The organism is Promicromonospora umidemergens (assembly GCF_024171995.1).
Taxonomy (GTDB): Bacteria; Actinomycetota; Actinomycetes; order Actinomycetales; family Cellulomonadaceae; genus Promicromonospora; species Promicromonospora umidemergens.
This window is the reverse complement of record NZ_JAMTCT010000002.1, coordinates 12625-30346: the sequence shown is the minus strand read 5'-3', so window position 1 is coordinate 30346 and position 17722 is coordinate 12625. Positions and strand designations below refer to the sequence as shown.

The following is a 17722-nucleotide window of genomic DNA, read 5'->3' as shown; positions in this document are numbered from 1 at the left end:
GTCGCTCGGTGCTCACTTCGCTGTTCGACGCGCTGGGCCGCACCATCGCTCGCCGTCCGCTGACGACAGTCGCCGTCTGGTTCGTCCTGGCCGCCACCGGGTTCCTCACGGCTGCCACCGGGCTCGGCGGACCGAGCCTCCTGGACCGGGTCGAGGTCACCACGTCGTCCGCCCCTGGCTCGGACAGCGCGACGGGGGACGCCGTGCTGGGCGATGCGGTTCCGGGCGGCGGCGCAGCCTCCCTCGTGGTGCGGGGTGTCGAGCCGGCCGACTCCGCCGTGGCGTCGACGATGGGCACGCTGAGCGCAGAGCTCGCCGATCTCGACGGCGTGGCGACGGTCGTCAACCCGTACGTGCTCGACGGCGGGCCGGCCAACCCCGCTGCACAGGACCTCGTGTCGGAGGACGGCGACGGGTTCGTCACCTACGTCCTGCTGGAGGACGGCACCGGGAGCGACGCGGAGGCGGGGCGCGCCGTCGTCCACGACGCCGTGGTGGACCGGCTGGAAGCCGTGCCCGCAGCGCTGCGCCGGGAGGCCGGCGACGGCGCCGCGGCGGCGTCCGGCCTGGTGACCAGCACGGACCTGGTGGACGACGCGGTGCGCGACCAGGCGAGGGACGACCTGCGGACGGGCACGCTCGTCGCGCTGCCGGTGGCGTTGCTCGTGGCGGCGCTCGCGCTGGGCGGGCTGCTGGCGGGGGCCGTCCCGCTCGCGGCGGCGGTGGCGGCGCTCGGCACGGGGCTCGGCGTCCTGTACGTGCTGACGTACCTGCCGTCCCAGGCCGTCGTCGTCGATGCTTCGCTGCCCGCGGTCGTCGCCATGCTCGCGACGGGGATCACGCTGGGCAACGGGCTGTTCCTGACGGCGCGCTTCCGGGAGGAGCTGCTCGCCCTGGCGGGCCTGGCCGGCGAGGCGCGTCTGCTGCGGCGGCGTCGGCGCGACGTGGTGGTGGTCGAGGCGGTGGCCCGGACCACCGCGACGGCGGGCCGGGCGGTCACGCTCTCGGCTCTTGTGCTGGTGGCGGCCACGGCCGGCCTGCTCGTGCTCTCCCCCGCCGTCGTGCTCGGGGCAGGGGCGGGCGCCCTGGCGGCGGCCGTGCTCGCGCTGCTGGCGGCGGTCACGCTCGTGCCGGCGCTGCTGGCCCTCACCGAGCGCCGGCTCGTGCGTCCGGATGCGCTCCACCTGGCGGTGGGGCTGCTGGGGCAGCAGCGGTACCGGGAAGCGCGGGAGAGGGCAGCGCGTCCACGGCGCGTGGTCGCCCGCTTCCTGCGCCGACGCCGGTGGGCGGTCGCCGTCGGCTGCCTGGTCGTGCTGGCCGGGCTCGTGGCCCCCGCCGTGGCGCTGCAGGTGCGTTCGACGAGCGCCATCGAGCTGCTGCCCGACGACGCCGAGCAGCGCCGCTTCGTCGAGATCCTCGCCGCCTCCTACCCGGCCAGCGACGGCGCGGAGGTGACGGTCCTCGCCCGGGCGGCCCCCGACGACGTCGGGCCGCTGGCCGCCGAGATCGGGGAGCTTGACGGCGTCACCCGGGTCGACGGGCCGCGCACCCTCGGCCCGGGCGGGTCGGGGACCCTGCAGGCCGGCCACGCGGTGATGGGCGTGCACACCGGGGCGGCGGACGCCACGAGCCGGGAGGTCCAGGACGTGGTGCGTGCCGTGCGCGGGCTGGAGGCGCCCTACGAGGTCCTGGTCACGGGCCGGGCCGCCACGCAGGTGGACCTCGCCGGGTCGCTCGCGCAGCGCGGGTGGCCCGCCGCCGCGGCCGTAGCCGTCGTGACGGCGCTGCTCGTGCTGCTCGCGACGGGCTCGGTGGCGGTGGCCGCCGCCGCCGTCGTCTCAGGGGGCCTGACGCTCGGGGTCTCCCTCGGTGTGCTGGTCCTCGCCTTCCAGCGTGGCGCGCTGACGCTGCCGCTGGGGGTGGCCTCGGTCGGCGGCATCGAGGTGAACGTGCTCGCCACCGTCGCCGCCCTGGCGTTCGGGCTGGGGTGTGCGCACACGCTGCTGGTGACGTCGCGGGTGGCCGAGCTGCGCGCCGGCGGCACGCCCGACGCCGAGGCGGTCCGCCGTGGCCTGCACCGTTCGGGGCGGTCGGTGCTCGCGGCCGTCCTGGTCGTCGTGGTGGTGTGCGCCGCGTTCATGGCCGGTGGCGGGCTGGTCATCAACGAGACCGGGTTCGCCGTCACCGTCGCCGCGCTGGTCGACCTGCTGGTGCTCGCCCTGCTGTGGCCCACCGCCCTTGCCGTGCTGGGCCGCCGGGCCTGGTGGGCGCCGCCGGTGGTGCGCTCGGCCTACGCCCGCCTCGGCTGACGCCGGGCCGGACCTACGACCGCGGGGTCACGGAGCTGCTGCCTCGTCGTCGGGCAGACCGTCGTCGGGCAGACCGTCGTCGGGCACCGTGCGCAGCGTGCTGAACACGGACCATGCCACCGCGATCAGCGGGACGGCGACGACCGCGCCGAAGATGCCGCCCACCACGGTGCCGCAGGTCACGCCGAGGGCGACCACCACGGGATGCAGGGATACCTGCTTGCCCATGATGAGCGGCTGCAGCACGTGCCCCTCGAGCTGCCCGATGCCCGCGATGCCGAGCGTGACGACGAGCGCCGCCAGCAGCCCGTCGGCCGCGAGCGCCACCACCGCCGCGATGATCATGGCCAGGGGCGCGCCGATGAGCGGGATGAACGTACCGATGAAGACGAGCACCGCGAGCGGCGCGGCCAGTGGCACGCCCACGATGGACAGGAAGATGCCGGCCAGGATGCCGTTGGTGATCGCGACCAGGACGATGCCGCGGGTGTAGCCGGAGAACGTGTACCAGCCCGCGCCGGCGACGGCGTGCCACCGGTCGCGGGTGCGGACCGGCACCTGGGTCATGAACCAGCGCCACATCGAGGCGCCCGACGCGACGAAGAAGATGGTGCAGAAGATCGCGAGCACCAGCACCGCGACGCCCTCGACGATCGAGCCGGCGCTCTCGGCGGCGCGGCCCACGAGGCTCTCGGCGTTCTGCTGGAGCCAGTCGGCGGCGTCGTCGATCCACTGGTCGCGCGTGTCGACGTCGACGTCGACGCGCAGCGGGTTGTTCTCGATGAGGTCGACGATCTGGTCGATGCCGGTGTTGAACTGCCCGGCCAGCCGTTCCCACTGGCCGGCGACCGAGACGACGACGTAGGTCAGCAGGCCGCCGACCACGAGCACGCCGGACAGGATGGCGGCGGCCGTGGCCAGGGCGCGGGGCATGACCCGGTCGTACAGATCGGTGAGCGGGTTGAGCACGGCGGTGAGGACCAGCGCAAGGAACACCGCCACGAAGACGATCAGCACCTGGGTGACCGCCCAGAACACCAGAGCCACCCCTGCGACGAGCACGATCAGGCGCCACGACCAGCCCGCTGAGGTGCGCAGCCAGGCCGGCGGGACGGGATCGCCGCGCAGCAGGTCGCTGCGTGCGGCGGCTGCGCGTGGTGCTGGGTCGGGCGGTGCGGGGTCAGGCACCGAGTCAGTCTGCCCCATGGGTGACCGCTGTGCCCTGCGCTGCGGCCGTCGTCCTGCGGAGCGTGCTGAACACGGCCCAGGTGACCGCGGTGAGCGGCACGGCGACGACGGCGCCGAGCAGGCCGCCCAGCACCGAGCCGCCCGCGACGACGAGTGCCATCACCACGGGGTGCAGCGAGACCTGCTTGCCGGTGATCAGCGGCTGGAGCACGTTCGCGTCGATCTGCGCCACCACCACCATGCCGATCAGCACCACCAGCGCCAGCACCGGACCCTTGGCGGCCAGAGCGACGAGCACGCTGACCACTATCGCGGCGACGGGGCCGATCATCGGGACGAACGCCCCCAGGAACACGACCACGGACAGCGGGAGCGCGAGCGGCACGCCCACGACGCTCAGGAAGATCCCGGCCATGGCGCCGTCGGCCAGCGCGACGAAGAACATGCCGCGCGTGAACCCGGAGAACGCCGTCCAGCCGGCGGTCGCCGCGGTCTGCCAGCGGTCGTGCCGGTCGGTGGGGACCATGGACAGCACCCACTGCCACATCCGGCTGCCCTGGGTCAGGAAGAACACCGTGCAGAAGATCGCGAGCACGACGGCGGTGGCGCCCTCTGCTATCGATCCGGCGCTCTCGGCGGCGGTGCCCGCGTAGGCTCCGCCGTTCTCCTGGAGCCAGGCGCCGCCGTCGGCGAGCCACTCCTCGGGCCCGCCCAGGCCGGCCAGGGCCGGGATGTCGGTGAGCAGCCCGGCGAGGTCGGTGAGGCCGGTGCCGAACTGGGTGGCGAGCTCGTCCCAGCGGCTCACCACCGACGAGACCACGTACGTCACCAGCCCGCCCACGGCGAGCACCGCGGTCAGCAGGGAGGCGGCCATGGCGAGCCCGCGGGGCATCACGCGGTCGTACAGGTCCCCGAGCGGCAGCAGCACGGTCGTGAAGACCAGGGCGAGGAACAGCGCGACGAACACGAGCTGGACCAGGCCCACCACGTAGAACACCACGGCCACGGCGGCCGCGATGCCGACGAGCCGCCACGCCAGGTCACCGGTGGACCGGATCCAGGGTGCGCCGAAGGTGGTCCCCGGCGAGACCTGCGGGGCTCCCGGATCGGGCACCGCCGGCTGGGTGGTGGTCGGCGACTCCGCCGTTGTCGTCGGCGCTACCGTCGGCGCGTCAGCAGTCATCGCCATGCTCCCACTATTGTTTTGGGCGAATTGTCCAAGCGGACGTTAGCGGCAGGTCGCGGCTCACGACAACTGGCGCGCGACCGGAGCCTACGTCCACGAGCCGGAGCCGAGCTCGCTCGCCAGGATCGCGTAGTTCAGCTCGGTGGCCCACGCGTCGTCGTCGGGCCGGATGTCGCTCTCGACCAGGCGTGCCTCCAGCCGCATGCCGAGGCGCTCGCACACCCGGGCCGACGGCGTGTTCTCCTCGTCGAGGCGTGCGAACACCCGGTGGAAGCCGTAGGTGCCGAACGCGAGGCCGAGCGCTGCGCGGACCGCCTCGGTGGCGTACCCGGCGCCCGCCACGTCCGGGCGGAACCCGTAGCCCACCTCTGCCTGCCCGGTGCCGGGCGCCCACTTCAGGAGCACCTCGCCGATCACCTGACGGCCTGCGCGGTCGACCACCGCGAGCACGAGCACGTCGCCAGACATGGTGAACGGGGCGCCCGACCAGTCGACCAGCTTGCGCTCGGCGAGCTCGCGCGTCCATGGGGGCTGGAACATGTAGCGAGCCACCTCCGGCCGCGAGCGCCAGACGAGGAACGCGGCGGCGTCTTCGGGGGTGACCGGACGCAGCTCGAGCCGTTCGGTGGTCAGGGGCCAGTGCGGGGTCGTCACGCTTCACGAGTGTGCCAGCCGCTCGTGGGCGGGGACACGTGCGGTGGCGGGCTGGCGCGCCGGGGCGACCCGCCGAGCCCGCGACCCAGGTCACACGGTTTTCGATTCGGAATCGGCCCGTCGTGCGTGTTATGTTTTTCCCCGCACCGGAACGGCGGGAACGCCGGGATCGGTCCACCTGTCCGGGTGGCGGAATGGCAGACGCGCTAGCTTGAGGTGCTAGTGCCCTTTATCGGGCGTGGGGGTTCAAGTCCCCCTCCGGACACTCTTATCGTCACGCCCCTCGGGATACCCGGGGGGCGTGACGATTTTTTTTTCTGAGCTTGATGCGATGCGCCTGCCCGAACCGCAGGATCTCTCCGCGGCTCTCGACCTGCCGTGCACCCGCCGGGCGTCCGTGCGCTCAGCCCGCCATGAGCACCGAGTCGAGGAGTCCAGGGAACCGCCAGTCGAGGTCTTCCCTTCTCAGGCCATTGTGAATCGCCGTGCCGCGGTAGCGCTGTGTGATGACCCCCGCCTCGCGCAGGACCCGGAAGTGGTGGGTGGACGTCGATTTCGTCACGGGCAGATCGAACGCGATACACGCTTGCTCGGAGTGCCCGTCGGCGAGCTGCGACACGATCGAGCGCCGGACAGGGTCGGCAAGGGCGGACAGCACGCCGTCGATCGTGATCGCGTCGCGCTCGGGGTGCTCCAGGCTCCGAACCACCATGTCCTCCTCAGTTCGCCGAAAGGTTCCTTGGTATGGTACCTATCGTACTACGACATCTAACGTACTACGGCTACTGCCGTACAAGTCGGCCGACCGACGATCCCTGTGCGCGACCGTGAGTTGCACCGCGCGACCCGTTCGTCGAGCACCCCCCACCGCAACCAGGAAGCAGCACATGACTCGCGCACTCTTCGACCCGATCACCATCCGCGGACTCGAGGTCCGCAACCGGATCTGGATCCCGCCGATGTGCCAGTACGCCGTCGACGCGCAAGACGGCATCCCCACCGACTGGCACCTCATGCACCTCGGATCACTCGCTCGCGGAGGCGCGGGCGCCGTCATCGTCGAGGCCACCGGCGTCGTCCCCGAGGGGCGCATCAGCCCCCAGGACCTCGGCCTGTGGAACGACACCCAGCGCGACGCGTTCCAGCGCGTCACCGACTTGATCCACTCCCAGGGCGCCAAGGCCGGCATCCAGCTCGCGCACGCCGGCCGAAAGGCGTCCACCGGGCGCGAGTGGGGCCCGCGCACCGACGGAAACGTCCCCGCCGAGCACGGCGGCTGGCAGCCCGTCGGCCCCTCCCCCATCGCATTCAGCGGGCTCGCCGTACCCACCGAGCTCACGACCGACGGCATCCGAGAGGTCGTCGATGCCTTCGCCGCGGCGGCACGCCGCGCCGTCGACGCCGGGTTCGACATCCTCGAGATCCACGGCGCTCACGGCTACCTGCTGCACGAGTTCCTCTCCCCGCTGTCGAACCAGCGCGCCGACGAGTACGGCGGGTCGCTCGAGAACCGCTCCCGCGTGCTCCTCGAGACCGTCGACGCCGTCCGTGCCGAGGTGGGGCAAGACGTCCCGCTCGTCGTTCGCCTCTCCGCCACCGACTGGGTCGAGGGCGGCTGGGACCTGCCGCAGACCGAACGTCTGACAGCGTGGCTCGGCGAGCACGGCACCGACCTCATCTCGGTCTCGACCGGCGGGAACGTCGCCGACGCCCGGATCCCGGTCGGACCCGGCTACCAGCTTCCGTTCGCGACCTCGATCAAGCAGACGACCGGGCTACCGGTCGCCGCGGTCGGGATGATCGACAACCCGTTCCAGGCGGAGCAGATCGTCGCGCTCGGGCAGGCAGACGTCGTCCTCGTCGGCCGTGAGTCGCTGCGCGATCCCAACTTCCCGATCCGCGCAGCCGAGGCCCTCCGCTACGACCTGCCGTACAAACCCGCCCAGTACGAGCGCGCGTACCGCTGACCCGGACCGTCGGCCGACGAGGTGGATGCGCCGTGCGCGCATGGCCGCCGGCCAGCCGGCCAGCCCGTTCGGGATCCCGCTCGGCGATGGGGTCGGGCGGGGTTCCCCGTGCCGACCTGAACGGGCCGTGAAAGTGTCCTCACGGGACGCGTGCACGACCGCGCAGACCTCATCGTCCGCCGGACGCCGGGAGGCGCCGCATGTCCACACCGAGCGCAGAGGCCGCACCGCAGGCGCTACCACAGGGCAAGGTCTGGGCTGTCTTCGCCGGGCTCATGCTCGCGATGCTGCTCGCGGCCCTCGACCAGACGATCGTCGCCACCGCGCTGCCCACCATCGTCTCCGACCTCGGCGGCGCGGAGCACCTGTCCTGGATCGTGACGGCGTACATGCTGGCGAGCACCGCCACCACGGTGCTCTGGGGCAAGCTCGGCGACCTCTACGGGCGCAAGGCACTGTTCATCGCCTGCATCCTGATCTTCCTCGTCGGGTCGATCCTGTCCGGCACGTCCCAGACGATGGGCCAGCTCATCGCCTGGCGTGCCGTGCAGGGCGTCGGGGGCGGCGGGCTCATGGTGCTCTCGCAGGCGATCATCGGCGACGTCGTACCCCCGCGTGAGCGCGGCAGGTACCAGGGCCTGTTCGGCGCGGTCTTCGGTGTCGCCTCGGTCGCCGGCCCGCTGCTCGGCGGCTTCTTCGTCGACAACTTCGACTGGCGCTGGGTCTTCTACATCAACATCCCCGTCGGGGTCGTCGCGCTGATCGTCGTCGCCTCCGTGCTGCCGCACATCGAGGCGGGAACCAAGCCGCGCATCGACTACGCAGGCATCATCCTGCTCGCCACCATCTCCACGGCGATCGTGCTGGTCACCAGCCTGGGCGGCACCACGTGGGCGTGGAGCTCGGGACCCGTCTACGCCATGGTCGCGCTCGCGGCAGCGTCCCTGGTGGCCTTCGTCATGGTCGAGCGGCGCGCCCCCGAGCCGGTGCTGCCGCTGTCCCTGTTCCGCAACAAGGTCTTCTCCGTCGCGGCGGTCATCGGCTTCGCCGTCGGCTTCGCGATGTTCGGCGCCATCACCTACCTGCCGCTGTACCTGCAGACGGTCAAGGGCTCGACGCCGACCGAGTCCGGGCTCGAGATGACGCCGATGATGCTCGGGCTGCTCATCACGTCCATCGGGTCGGGGCAGCTCATCTCCCGCACGGGGCGCTACAAGATCTTCCCGATCCTCGGCACGGCGGTCACCGCCGTCGGGCTCTACCTGCTCTCCCTCATGGACCGGGACACCACGACGCTCCAGTCCGGACTGAGCATGTTCGTGCTCGGTGCGGGGCTCGGCATGGTCACCCAGGTGCTGGTCATCGCGGTGCAGAACGCCGTGAGCTATCGCGCCCTCGGCACCGCGACGTCGGGCACCACGTACTTCCGCACCATCGGCTCGTCGGTGGGCGTCGCCGTCTTCGGCACGGTCTTCGCCAACCGCCTCACGGGCGAGCTGGCGACCGGCGTCCCGGACTCCGCCCAGGGTCCGTGCGGGCCGGGCTCGCTCGGGGCGGCCGGCCAGGCGCTCGCGCAGTGCCCGCCCGAGGTCCAGGACTGGTTCCTCGACGCCTACGCCGGCGCCCTGCACGTCGTCTTCCTGGGGGCGGTGCCGGTGGCGGTGCTGGCCTTCCTCCTGACCTGGCTGCTGCCCGAGATCGAGCTGCGCACCGCGACCCGTGGCGGCGACGGCGCCACGGCGGGGCACGCGGCCGGGGAATCGTTCGCCCTCCCGTCGTCGCGCACCTCGCTCGAGGAGCTGCGCATGGTGCTGTGGCGCCGCGTGGGCAAGCGGGACCCGTTGCGGGTCTACGAGGTCGTGGGGCAGGACGTCGGCCTGTCTCCCGAGGAGGCGTGGATGGTCACTCGCGTCTCGCTCAAGCGCACCCGTTCCGTTCGCCTCATGGCTGAGCGCACCGCGAGCCCGGAGGGCACCGTGCAGGGGGTAGCGGCATCCCTCGCGGCCCGAGGCCTCGTGGAGGTCGACGGCGATACGGTGCGAGCCCTGCCCACCGCGGACGCCGTCGCCGAGTCGATCCGGGAGGCGGAGCGAGAGCGGTTGCGGCGCTACGTCGCACAGTGGCCCGACGGCGACGAGCCGGAGGTCGCCCAGCTCGTGGACCAGGTGGCGCACGACCTGCTGGTCGACGAGATCGACCACGCCGAGAGGCTGTGACACGTACGGTCGCCGAGGCTGGCGCGACCAGGCTAGTTTTCACTAGCCTCCGGGTGGCTGGTGCTGCGCTTCTTCGCACGTGCCGGCCTCTTGGCCCCGAACGAAGGAGTTCCGCCATGCCCACCCCGATCACCCGCCGCACCCTGCTCGTCTCCGGCGCCACCGTCGGCGCCTCGGCCCTGCTGGGCGTACCGGCCGCGAGCGCCGATGCCGTCGAGCACGGCGACGTACTGGTGACGCCGATCGCCGAGGTCCTCGACGGCGGTGAGCAGGTGACCTCGCTCGTGCTGTCCGCCCGTGCTCTGGGCCGCGTGGAGCGGTCGTCGCTCACCGCGTCGACGTTCACCGTGCACGTCACTGCCACCAACCCGCTCAGCGGCGAGGTCGCCTACGAGCAGGATCGTCTGGTGACCGCGGCGAGCTGGACGCGCCGCGGCGCGATCGCCCTGGAGCTCGAGCACGGGTGGGGCGTGGACGGCGGCGGCACCCTGCAGTACATGGGCGAGCACGGGCGCAACGTGGTCCTGGACCTCGACTACGTGATCACGCAGGTCGAGCCCCTGCGCGGCAGGGGTGGGTCCGGCGCGGTCGTGCTCGACTCGTTCCGGCAGGGCCGGCTGTCCGATCCGGAGGTCGACGCGTTCGCCCACCACACGTCCGCGTCGGGCCTGAACTACCGGCTGTTCTCCCCCGGGCGTGAGCGGGGGCGGGGGCGTGAGGGGGCAGCGCTCGTCGTCTGGCTGCACGGCGGTGGTGAGGGCGGTCTGCTGACCGACGGGTACGCCTACTACGACAACGAGGCGCAGCTGCGGGCCAACCGTGGCGCGCTCGGGTTCGCCACGCCGGAGGCGCAGGACCTGTTCGGTGGCGCCTACGTGCTCGCGCCGCAGGCGACCTCCGCCTGGATGCTCGACGGCGACGGCTTCGCGCCGCTCGTCCTGGAGGCGATCGAGGAGGTCGTCGCGGCGCACCGGATCGACGTAAGCAGGATCCACGTCGTCGGCTGCTCGAACGGCGGGTACATGTCGCTGAAGATGGTCGCCGAGCACCCCGAGACGTTCGCGAGCTCCGTGCCGATCTGCTGCGGGATCGGCGCCCGCGACGGCTCCGACACCTACTTCGTCTCGGACGACGAGCTCGCGGCGATGACGACGCCGACGTGGCTCGTGCACTCGGCCGACGACACGACGCTGGATGCCCAGGCCAACACCGTCCACGCCCACGAGCGCATCAACGGCTCGATCATGAGCCTGTACGACAACGTCACCTGGGACGGGATCACCTACCCGGGGCACTGGTCGTGGATCTACGTCGCGCGCAACGACCCGCAGCACGACGGCGCGAGCGTCTGGGAGTGGATGGCGACCACGAAGCGCTGAGCCGCGCGAGAGGGAACCTGCCCCGCGCGCACGCGGGGCAGGTAGGAGATCGAGCCCTCATGCCCTACGGGTCAGGCGGCTCGCGCCCGGCACGGTCTTCAGCTCGTGCAGGCGTGAGCCGTCGGTACTGATGTTCGCGGTGGCGGTCGCGATCGCACCGATCACGCAGATCACCGCGCAGTACACGACCACGGGCCAGATCTGGCCGCCGACCAGCGCGACCAGCGCGGTGCAGATGAAGGGCGCGAGCCCGCCGCCGAGGGTGTTGGAGATCTGGTAGCCGATGTTCACACCGGTGGTGCGGGCCTCCGGGTCGAACATCTCGGCCAGCATGGTCTGCAGCGTCGCCTGCATGGCGACGCCGGGGATCACGAAGCCCAGGATCATGCCGGCCCAGATCAGGAGCAGGTTGCTCGTGCCGAACAGCAGGAACGTCGGCCAGACCAGCAGCGCGAAGCCGATACAGCCCGCGATGTACACCTTCCGACGGCCGATCCGGTCGGACAGCAGGCCGTAGGCGGGGGCGACGAAGATCTGCAGGACGCCGACGATCATGGTGCCTGCGAAGCCCTGCCAGGCGGGGATGTCGTTCTGGTTGACCATGTAGGCGATGCCGAACGTGAGGACGACGTATCCGGCGATGCTCTGCGGCAGTCCGATGAGGATGCCCATGATCGCGTTCTTCGGGTGGCGGAAGACCTCCTTGATCGGGTTGCTCTTCACACCGGCGTCCGCCTGCGCCTGCTTGACGTCCTTGAACTCCTGCGACTCCTCGAGCTTGCTGCGCAGCACGAGCGCGATGATGGCGAGCACGAGGCCGAGCACGAACGGGATGCGCCAGCCCCAGGTCAGGAACCAGGACTCCGGACCGAGGCCCAGACCGGCCATCAGGCCCGCGGACGCCACGTTCGCGATGCCCGCACCGCTGATGAGGAACGCGCCGTACATGCCGCGCCTGCCGACCGGGGCGTGCTCGACGACCATCGTCGCGGCTCCGCCCATCTCGCCGCCGACGAAGAAGCCCTGGCACATGCGGAAGAAGATCAGCAGCAGCGGGGCGGCGATGCCGATCGACGCCTCCGGGGGGATCAGCCCGATGCCTGCGGTGGCGATGCCCATGCCGACCACCGTGATCATCAGCGCCGTCTTGCGTCCGACGCGGTCGCCGATGGGGCCGAACACCAGGCCGCCGACCGGGCGGAGGAAGAAGCCGACCGCGAACGTCGCGAACGACGAGAGCTGCGCGACGATCGGGTCCTCGCCGGTGAAGAACACCACGGGGAAGATCGCGGCGGACGCCAGGCCGTACAGGTAGTAGTCGTAGTACTCCATGAGCGTCCCGATCGCGCCACCGGCGATCGTGCGCTTCTGTGTGCCGCTCAGCGGCGTTGTAGCCGTCCCAGCCACGAGAACCTCCGGATAGTCAGATCGACGGTCCGGCACAGTCTGACGACAGACTGAACACAACGTCTATGCCTCAGACGTTTCGTTCAAGTTAAACCTGGCTCCCGCCGGCGAAGCCGTCGCGGGGCATGCCCTGGAGGACGGGGTCAGCCCCGTTCCGACCGCATCTGGTCCAGATAGGCGTAGGCGGTGACCTTGGAGATCCCCAGGCGCTTCGCCACCGTCTCGACCGAACGCTTGACGTGGAAGGCGCCCAGTCCGTCGAGGATCCGCAGCACGGCGATCCGGTCGGGCTTGTCCATCATCGCCACCGGACGACCGACCGCCGAGACGGCGTCGGTGATCATGGTGTCGAGCAGCCCCGCGATGTCGTGCGTGTGGAGCTCGCGGTCGCGTTTCTCCGGGGCCGCCGACGGCAGCAGGGTACTGAGGAGGTTCTGCGCGGTCTGCAGCGGCGTCAGGTCGACGTTGATGCAGAGCGCGGCGACGATCCGCCCCGACGCGTCCCGGTAGTAGACCGACGAGCAGTGCAGCTCACGACCGTCCGCCGTGCGACCCGAGTAGCCGAACTCGTTGTGCTCCGCGTCCTCGTCCCGCACCGCCTCGAGGCCAAGATTCGTGGACGGCCCGCCGACCGTCCGTCCGGTGACATGGCCGTTGATGATCGCGTAGATGGTGTGGTCAAGGTCGCGCTGGCTGAGGTCGTGCAGCACGACCTCGCAGTGCTCGCCGACCGCGGACGCGATGGCGCGCATGACCGGGTCCAGCACCAGATGAGCCGCTTCGATGCTCTCGAAACGGCCCTCCGTCACCACTGCGCGGAACCGATCGTCCGCGTCCTCCGTGCCTGCCATCAGCGCTCCGCCCGGTCGTACCGTGCGAGATCCTACGTGGCCCGGTCTCGTGGCGAGTCCCGCGACCGACAAGGCGTTCGGCCTTGCGGGCGCGGGACCCGCCGTCGAGTCTGCACCGGTGCCTGACTGCCCGCAACCAGAGGAACCACGGTGTCCACCCTCGTTCGGACGGACAGCACGAGCGGCTCCCCGCTGTGGATGTGGGAAGCCGCTCGCAGTCCGCTGTCTCATTCGGACCCGCCGGCACCCGCGGGCGCCGGAAGTATGTGGTCAAGCCTACCCCGAGCCGTCAGGCCGGCGCTCAGGGTCTGTTCAGGTCGATGCCCCATGGTGCTGCGTCACCGTGCTTGACAGGGTGTCGACCATGTTCACGGCTCCCCCTGTCCTGATGCGCCGTCTGGCCCCGTTGCTCCTGCTCACCGCTGCGACAGCGATGTGCACGGGCCCGACGGCGTCCGCGTCCGGCGTCGGAGCACCGACGCCGCCGACCAGCCCGGCGCAGTCAACGGTCCAGGAGTCGCTCGACCGGTTCGTCGCGGAGCACGGGACGCCCGGGATCCAGGCAGCGGTGCTGCGCGACGGCGAGCTGCTCGCGCTCGCCGCGGCGGGGTCGGACGGCAACGGCGGAGCCATGACGACAGCGACGCCCATGCGGGTCGAGTCGCTGTCCAAGTCGTTCACCGCACTCGCGGTGCTACAGCTCGTGGAGGCCGGCAAGCTGGACCTGGACGAGCCGGTCGTCGACCAGCTACCTGAGCTCACGCTCGACGACACCCGGGCCACCGCGATCACGCTGCGGGAGCTGCTGTACCACACGTCCGGGATGACGGACCCCACTGCCCCGTCCCTCTACGAGGAGCACGTCCGGACGCTCGAGGACGCCGTGGAACGCCTGGAACCGGCGACGCTCGCCACCGACCCGGGTACCGCGGCTGCCTACCACAACCCGAACTACCACGTGGCAGGCCGGCTCGTCGAGGTAGTGAGCGGCCAGCCGTTCAGCCAGTACCTGGACCAGCAGGTCCTCGACCCGCTCGGCATGGCCGACACCAGCTCGGTCCCGACCGCCGGGGCCCGGGTACCGGAGATGGCCGCGGGGCACCTCCTGGCGTGGGGCCGGCCGTTCGCCGCCACCGGGCCCGACTACTTCACCGAGGGATCCGGCGGAGTCGTCAGCACCGCTGCGGACATGGCCCGCTGGATAGCGATGCAGCAGTCGGGTGGCACCGCCATGGACGGCACCCGGGTGGTGACGCCGGAGTCCGTCGCTGCGATGCACACCCCGGGCGAGCACACCGACGACTACGGGTTCGGGTGGTATCGGGCCGAGTCCGCTGAAGGGCCGCCCGTGCGCATCTCGCACTCCGGCGCCGGGGCGGGCTTCGGCGCCTACCAGGGCATCTTCGTCGACTCCGGCTACGCCGTCGTCGTCCTGATCAACAGCGGCGCTGGGCTCACCTCGCCCGACCCAGGCGTCGTCGCGCAGAACCTGCTGCACGACGTCGACCCCGTGATCCCGCCTCTGACCTCGGGCGCCGACCGCGGCCGCACCGACTGGATACTCACGGGCGTCGCGCTGGTCACCGTGGGCCTCGGCGTCGTGGCACTGGCCCGGGCGCGGCACTGGGCACGACGCCGTTCGGGCCGGTCCGGCGTCCTCACCGTGCTCCGGATGCTGCCGTGGCTCCTGCCCGCCGCCGTGTTCGCCGGACTCCCGGCCCTGCAGGTCTGGGCGACGGGGCGGACGGCGCCGTACGAGCTCCTGTTCCACGTGAGCCCCGTCGCCGTCGTCTGGCTCGGCCTGTACGCGGCCACGGGTATCGCCGTCGTGGCGCTGCGCGCGGCCCGCCTCTACGCGGTGGGCCGCGCGCCAGCGCGCTGAGCCGATCAGGGGTTGGCGAACATCTGCACGACGACGCGGTCGAAGCGCCGCGCCTGGAGGTCCTGGCGGTTGATCGTCCAGTACAGGATCCCCATCGGGACCCCTACCCACTGGGCGAGCACCGCCCCGTCCTCCGGGCGGGAGAACATCTCGCCCGGCTCCGGGACCGCCGAGGCCCGTGCCGGGTCCCCGTAGCCGTCGAAGTCGTAGGCGTAGCCGCCCAGCTGCCACCGACCGCCCTCGTCGGACTGCTCGGACCACACCTCCTGCAGCGCTCGTGCGTGCGGATGCTCGGCACGGGTCTCGTCGTCGAGCGCGCAGGAAGGCAGCGACACACCGGGGACCAGCCGCAGGTCACCGGTGTGCCGCAGGTCCTCGTCCAGGGCCTCGGGCGAGTCGTACCCGTAGGGCTCGTAGTCCAGGGAGACCTCCCGCTCCTCGACCGGCGTCCCCGCGGGGACGTACACGGCGCCGCCCGGCAGGAGCACGTCCTCCAGCTCGATGTTCGCGAACAGGAGCACGTGACCGTCGGGCGGCAACGGCAGGTCCGTGGCGCCAGGCGGGATCGCCGCCAGGTCGAGCGTCACGATGAGCTGGTACTCATAGGGGTCGTCGGGGTCGTAGTGGTCGTACGTCGCGGCAGGGGTGGGCATGTCCGGCGGGAGCATCAGCGGGCTGCCGAGCCGGCCGACGACGGGGCCGCCGCCGTCGGCCGCCGTGCGCAGGGTGGGGCGGGCCAGACCGAGCCACCGGTCGACGTCGTCCGTCGGGATGCCCTGGTCGAGCGCCTGCTCCCGGAACCGGTCCAACCACCACAGCGTCGACGCGGGCAAGGTCCGGGCCGACGGGTGCAGCACGCCCGCACCGAACTCCCATCCCGGCTCCGGCCCGACCACCTCCGGCTCGCCGAGGTCTGCGAGCCACTCCGCCGCGGACGAGCGTGCCGTATCGTCGAGACCGACCAGTGCGTCCAGCGCGGCGGCACGGGCGCCCGGGTGGTCACCGAGCACCCGCCGGGCCGACAGACGGTGGCGGTTCGCGCCGAGCGCGAGCGCGGTCAGCCGCGGGACCAGCGCCTCAGGGACTGCCGGGAACCGTTCGAGGATGGTCAGGATCATCGTCCGCGTGTCGACGGCGTACTGGTCCGGGTGCCGCTTCCCGTCGCCTCCGTCGAGGTACTCGTCCGCGAGGTCGGGGCGTTCGGCGAACAGCGGCCACCAGCGCTCGGCGTCCTGCGGCGTCAGGACGGCACCGATCTTCCGATACCTGGAGGTCGTGCAGGTGACGAGGAGCCCGGCGGTCCACCGGTCCGCGTCGGCCGCACCCGCTGCCCGGCGCACGTCCCGCAGGGCGCGCACGTCCGGAAGCCGCGTCACCCGAGACTCGGCGATGCTCCAGGTACGGTCCACCTCGGGCCCGCTACCCGGCCGCAGGGTCCGCAGTGCCCGCAGCTCCTCCGCGAGGTCCGCGTCATGGGGCATCGCGACGGGAGGCGCGGGGACGGCGGTCTCCACCGAGCGCAGCACGCGTACCCGGAACACCACCCGGCGCAGCAGCCGCTCGCGTTCGGGGCCGAGCGGCCCGCCGTCGCCGTCGCCGTCGGCCAGGGTCTCCTCGATCGCCACGGCGCCGCCGTCGAGGTCGGCCAGGCGGGCCAGGGCGTCCAGCAGACGGTCGGGCGACGCGGTCCGCAGGTGCTGACGCAGCACGGCGACCTGCCCGGGCCCGTCCAGCCGGGACAGCGCGGCCAGCGCGTCGGCGCGGACCCCGCCGTCGGCGTCGACCGCCAGCTCGGCAGCGAGTCCCGCATGCGCTTCGGGGCTGCGCGCGCACGCGAGCGCGACGTACTTTCGGACGTAGAACTCGAGCCCGGGAGCCACTGCCGCCAGCTCGTCGGCGTACCGGGCGAGGAACGCGACGCCCGCGTCGGTCTCCAGGAGCCGGCGCCTGCGGTGCGCCGGGTAGCTGTTGTCCGCGTGCAGCAGGGCCGTCAGGGTGGCGTGCACGACGCTCCGTCCGGGAGCGTCGCCGGCTCGGGCGACCTCCATGAGGACGTCGGGGCTCCACCGCCGGCCGGACTCGGCGCCGTCGGCGTCGGTGTCGTCGGCGTCGGTGTCGTCGGTGTCGTCGGCGTCGGTGTCGTCGGCGTCGGTGTCGTCGGCGTCGCTCGCCCGCGCCACGTCGTCGGCCAGCACGAGGAGCCACGACGGCTGCGCCTGCTCAGGGGCTCGGCCGGAGGCCGCGTGCAGCAGCTGTCCGAACCGGGCGAGCACGTCGACCGGCGCGGTCCCGTAGACGGTGCGGCGGGCGGCGTCGGCGCCCGGCCGGGTCCATCCGGGATGCAGGCCGGCGACGGCGTCGGCAAGCCTGGTCGACCAGTAGCCGTCCGGTCCGGCGACCGCCTCGGCGCCGTGGGGCTGCGCGCGCAGCGTCGCCAGGACCTCCGGCCGGGTGCCGCGCAGCACGTGCTCGACCGCCGGCTCGAAGACGTCCGACAGCCGCAGCGGTGCGAGACATTCCCGCATCGCCGCCACCAGGGGCGGGCGCTCCGTGGTGTCGCCGCGATCAGTTCTCTCGTCGTCAGATTGGTACATACCGGGATTCTATGGACAGCGTCTGACACGTCCGTCCGGCCTCGCGGACGCCGGCAGGCCTGGCGGACGGCCCGTGTCACCGACCCCTG

Annotated in this window: 12 protein-coding genes and 1 tRNA gene; 6 read left to right on the top strand and 7 right to left on the bottom strand. The window is 72.0% G+C overall.

Features of this window, described 5'->3' with window-relative positions:
- The first annotated feature begins 8 nt into the window (after positions 1 to 8).
- Positions 9 to 2309 (top strand): MMPL family transporter, encoded by a 2301-nt coding sequence (locus APR04_RS03640; protein ID WP_253868045.1) that lies wholly within the window; start codon positions 9 to 11, stop codon positions 2307 to 2309.
- Between the two features lie 27 nt (positions 2310 to 2336).
- On the opposite strand, the gene APR04_RS03635 is transcribed toward APR04_RS03640, so the two are convergent.
- The 3 genes from APR04_RS03635 to APR04_RS03625 form a co-directional block, all read right to left on the bottom strand.
- Positions 2337 to 3497 carry an AI-2E family transporter gene (locus APR04_RS03635; protein ID WP_253868044.1) on the bottom strand — a complete coding sequence of 387 codons (1161 nt, stop codon included), beginning with the start codon at positions 3495 to 3497 and terminating at the stop codon, positions 2337 to 2339.
- A gap of 4 nt (positions 3498 to 3501) precedes the next feature.
- Positions 3502 to 4686 (bottom strand): AI-2E family transporter, encoded by a 1185-nt coding sequence (locus APR04_RS03630; protein WP_253868043.1) that lies wholly within the window; start codon positions 4684 to 4686, stop codon positions 3502 to 3504.
- An 84-nt stretch (positions 4687 to 4770) separates the two neighbouring features.
- Positions 4771 to 5337, bottom strand: coding sequence for a GNAT family N-acetyltransferase (locus APR04_RS03625; RefSeq protein WP_253868042.1), 567 nt, complete (start codon positions 5335 to 5337; stop codon positions 4771 to 4773).
- A 180-nt stretch (positions 5338 to 5517) separates the two neighbouring features.
- On the opposite strand from APR04_RS03625, the gene APR04_RS03620 reads away from it, so the two are divergent.
- A tRNA-Leu gene (locus tag APR04_RS03620) sits at positions 5518 to 5602 on the top strand.
- Between the two features lie 138 nt (positions 5603 to 5740).
- Here APR04_RS03620 and APR04_RS03615 read toward each other — a convergent pair.
- On the bottom strand, positions 5741 to 6046 hold the full coding sequence (locus APR04_RS03615) for an ArsR/SmtB family transcription factor (protein WP_253868041.1): 306 nt from the start codon (positions 6044 to 6046) through the stop codon (positions 5741 to 5743).
- A gap of 178 nt (positions 6047 to 6224) precedes the next feature.
- Between APR04_RS03615 and APR04_RS03610 the strand changes: the two genes are divergently transcribed.
- The 3 genes from APR04_RS03610 to APR04_RS03600 all read left to right on the top strand — a co-directional run bounded on the left by APR04_RS03610 (position 6225) and on the right by APR04_RS03600 (position 10899).
- The gene (locus APR04_RS03610; RefSeq protein WP_253868040.1) at positions 6225 to 7304 is read left to right on the top strand and encodes an NADH:flavin oxidoreductase/NADH oxidase; all 1080 of its coding nucleotides are present in this window, start codon (positions 6225 to 6227) and stop codon (positions 7302 to 7304) included.
- Positions 7305 to 7504: 200 nt separating this feature from the next.
- Positions 7505 to 9520 (top strand): MDR family MFS transporter, encoded by a 2016-nt coding sequence (locus APR04_RS03605; RefSeq protein ID WP_253868039.1) that lies wholly within the window; start codon positions 7505 to 7507, stop codon positions 9518 to 9520.
- 116 nt (positions 9521 to 9636) lie between these two features.
- Positions 9637 to 10899 (top strand): prolyl oligopeptidase family serine peptidase, encoded by a 1263-nt coding sequence (locus APR04_RS03600; RefSeq protein ID WP_253868038.1) that lies wholly within the window; start codon positions 9637 to 9639, stop codon positions 10897 to 10899.
- A gap of 57 nt (positions 10900 to 10956) precedes the next feature.
- Here APR04_RS03600 and APR04_RS03595 read toward each other — a convergent pair whose 3' ends face one another.
- Together APR04_RS03595 and APR04_RS03590 are read right to left on the bottom strand one after the other, a co-directional pair.
- The gene (locus APR04_RS03595; RefSeq protein WP_253868037.1) at positions 10957 to 12306 is read right to left on the bottom strand and encodes an MFS transporter; all 1350 of its coding nucleotides are present in this window, start codon (positions 12304 to 12306) and stop codon (positions 10957 to 10959) included.
- A 143-nt stretch (positions 12307 to 12449) separates the two neighbouring features.
- Complete coding sequence (locus APR04_RS03590) at positions 12450 to 13157, bottom strand: helix-turn-helix transcriptional regulator (protein ID WP_253868036.1); 708 nt, start codon at positions 13155 to 13157, stop codon at positions 12450 to 12452.
- A gap of 364 nt (positions 13158 to 13521) precedes the next feature.
- On the opposite strand from APR04_RS03590, the gene APR04_RS03585 reads away from it, so the two are divergent.
- Positions 13522 to 15039, top strand: a complete 1518-nt coding sequence (locus tag APR04_RS03585; RefSeq protein WP_253868035.1) for a serine hydrolase domain-containing protein — start codon at positions 13522 to 13524, stop codon at positions 15037 to 15039.
- A 5-nt stretch (positions 15040 to 15044) separates the two neighbouring features.
- Here the strand turns inward: APR04_RS03585 and APR04_RS03580 are convergent, their stop codons facing one another.
- A complete protein-coding gene (locus tag APR04_RS03580; RefSeq protein ID WP_253868034.1) occupies positions 15045 to 17633 on the bottom strand; it encodes a DUF1963 domain-containing protein in 2589 nt (862 codons plus the stop codon).
- Between the last annotated feature and the right edge of the window lie 89 nt (positions 17634 to 17722).

Excerpts from the sequence above, each read along its gene's own strand:
- APR04_RS03630 (WP_253868043.1), bottom strand. The coding sequence starts at position 4,686 with ATGGCGATGACTGCTGACGCGCCGACGGTAGCGCCGACGACAACGGCG.
- APR04_RS03610 (WP_253868040.1), top strand. The coding sequence starts at position 6,225 with ATGACTCGCGCACTCTTCGACCCGATCACCATCCGCGGACTCGAGGTC.
- APR04_RS03605 (WP_253868039.1), top strand. The coding sequence starts at position 7,505 with ATGTCCACACCGAGCGCAGAGGCCGCACCGCAGGCGCTACCACAGGGC.
- APR04_RS03600 (WP_253868038.1), top strand. The coding sequence starts at position 9,637 with ATGCCCACCCCGATCACCCGCCGCACCCTGCTCGTCTCCGGCGCCACC.
- APR04_RS03590 (WP_253868036.1), bottom strand. The coding sequence starts at position 13,157 with ATGGCAGGCACGGAGGACGCGGACGATCGGTTCCGCGCAGTGGTGACG.
- APR04_RS03585 (WP_253868035.1), top strand. The coding sequence starts at position 13,522 with ATGTTCACGGCTCCCCCTGTCCTGATGCGCCGTCTGGCCCCGTTGCTC.
- APR04_RS03580 (WP_253868034.1), bottom strand. The coding sequence starts at position 17,633 with ATGTACCAATCTGACGACGAGAGAACTGATCGCGGCGACACCACGGAG.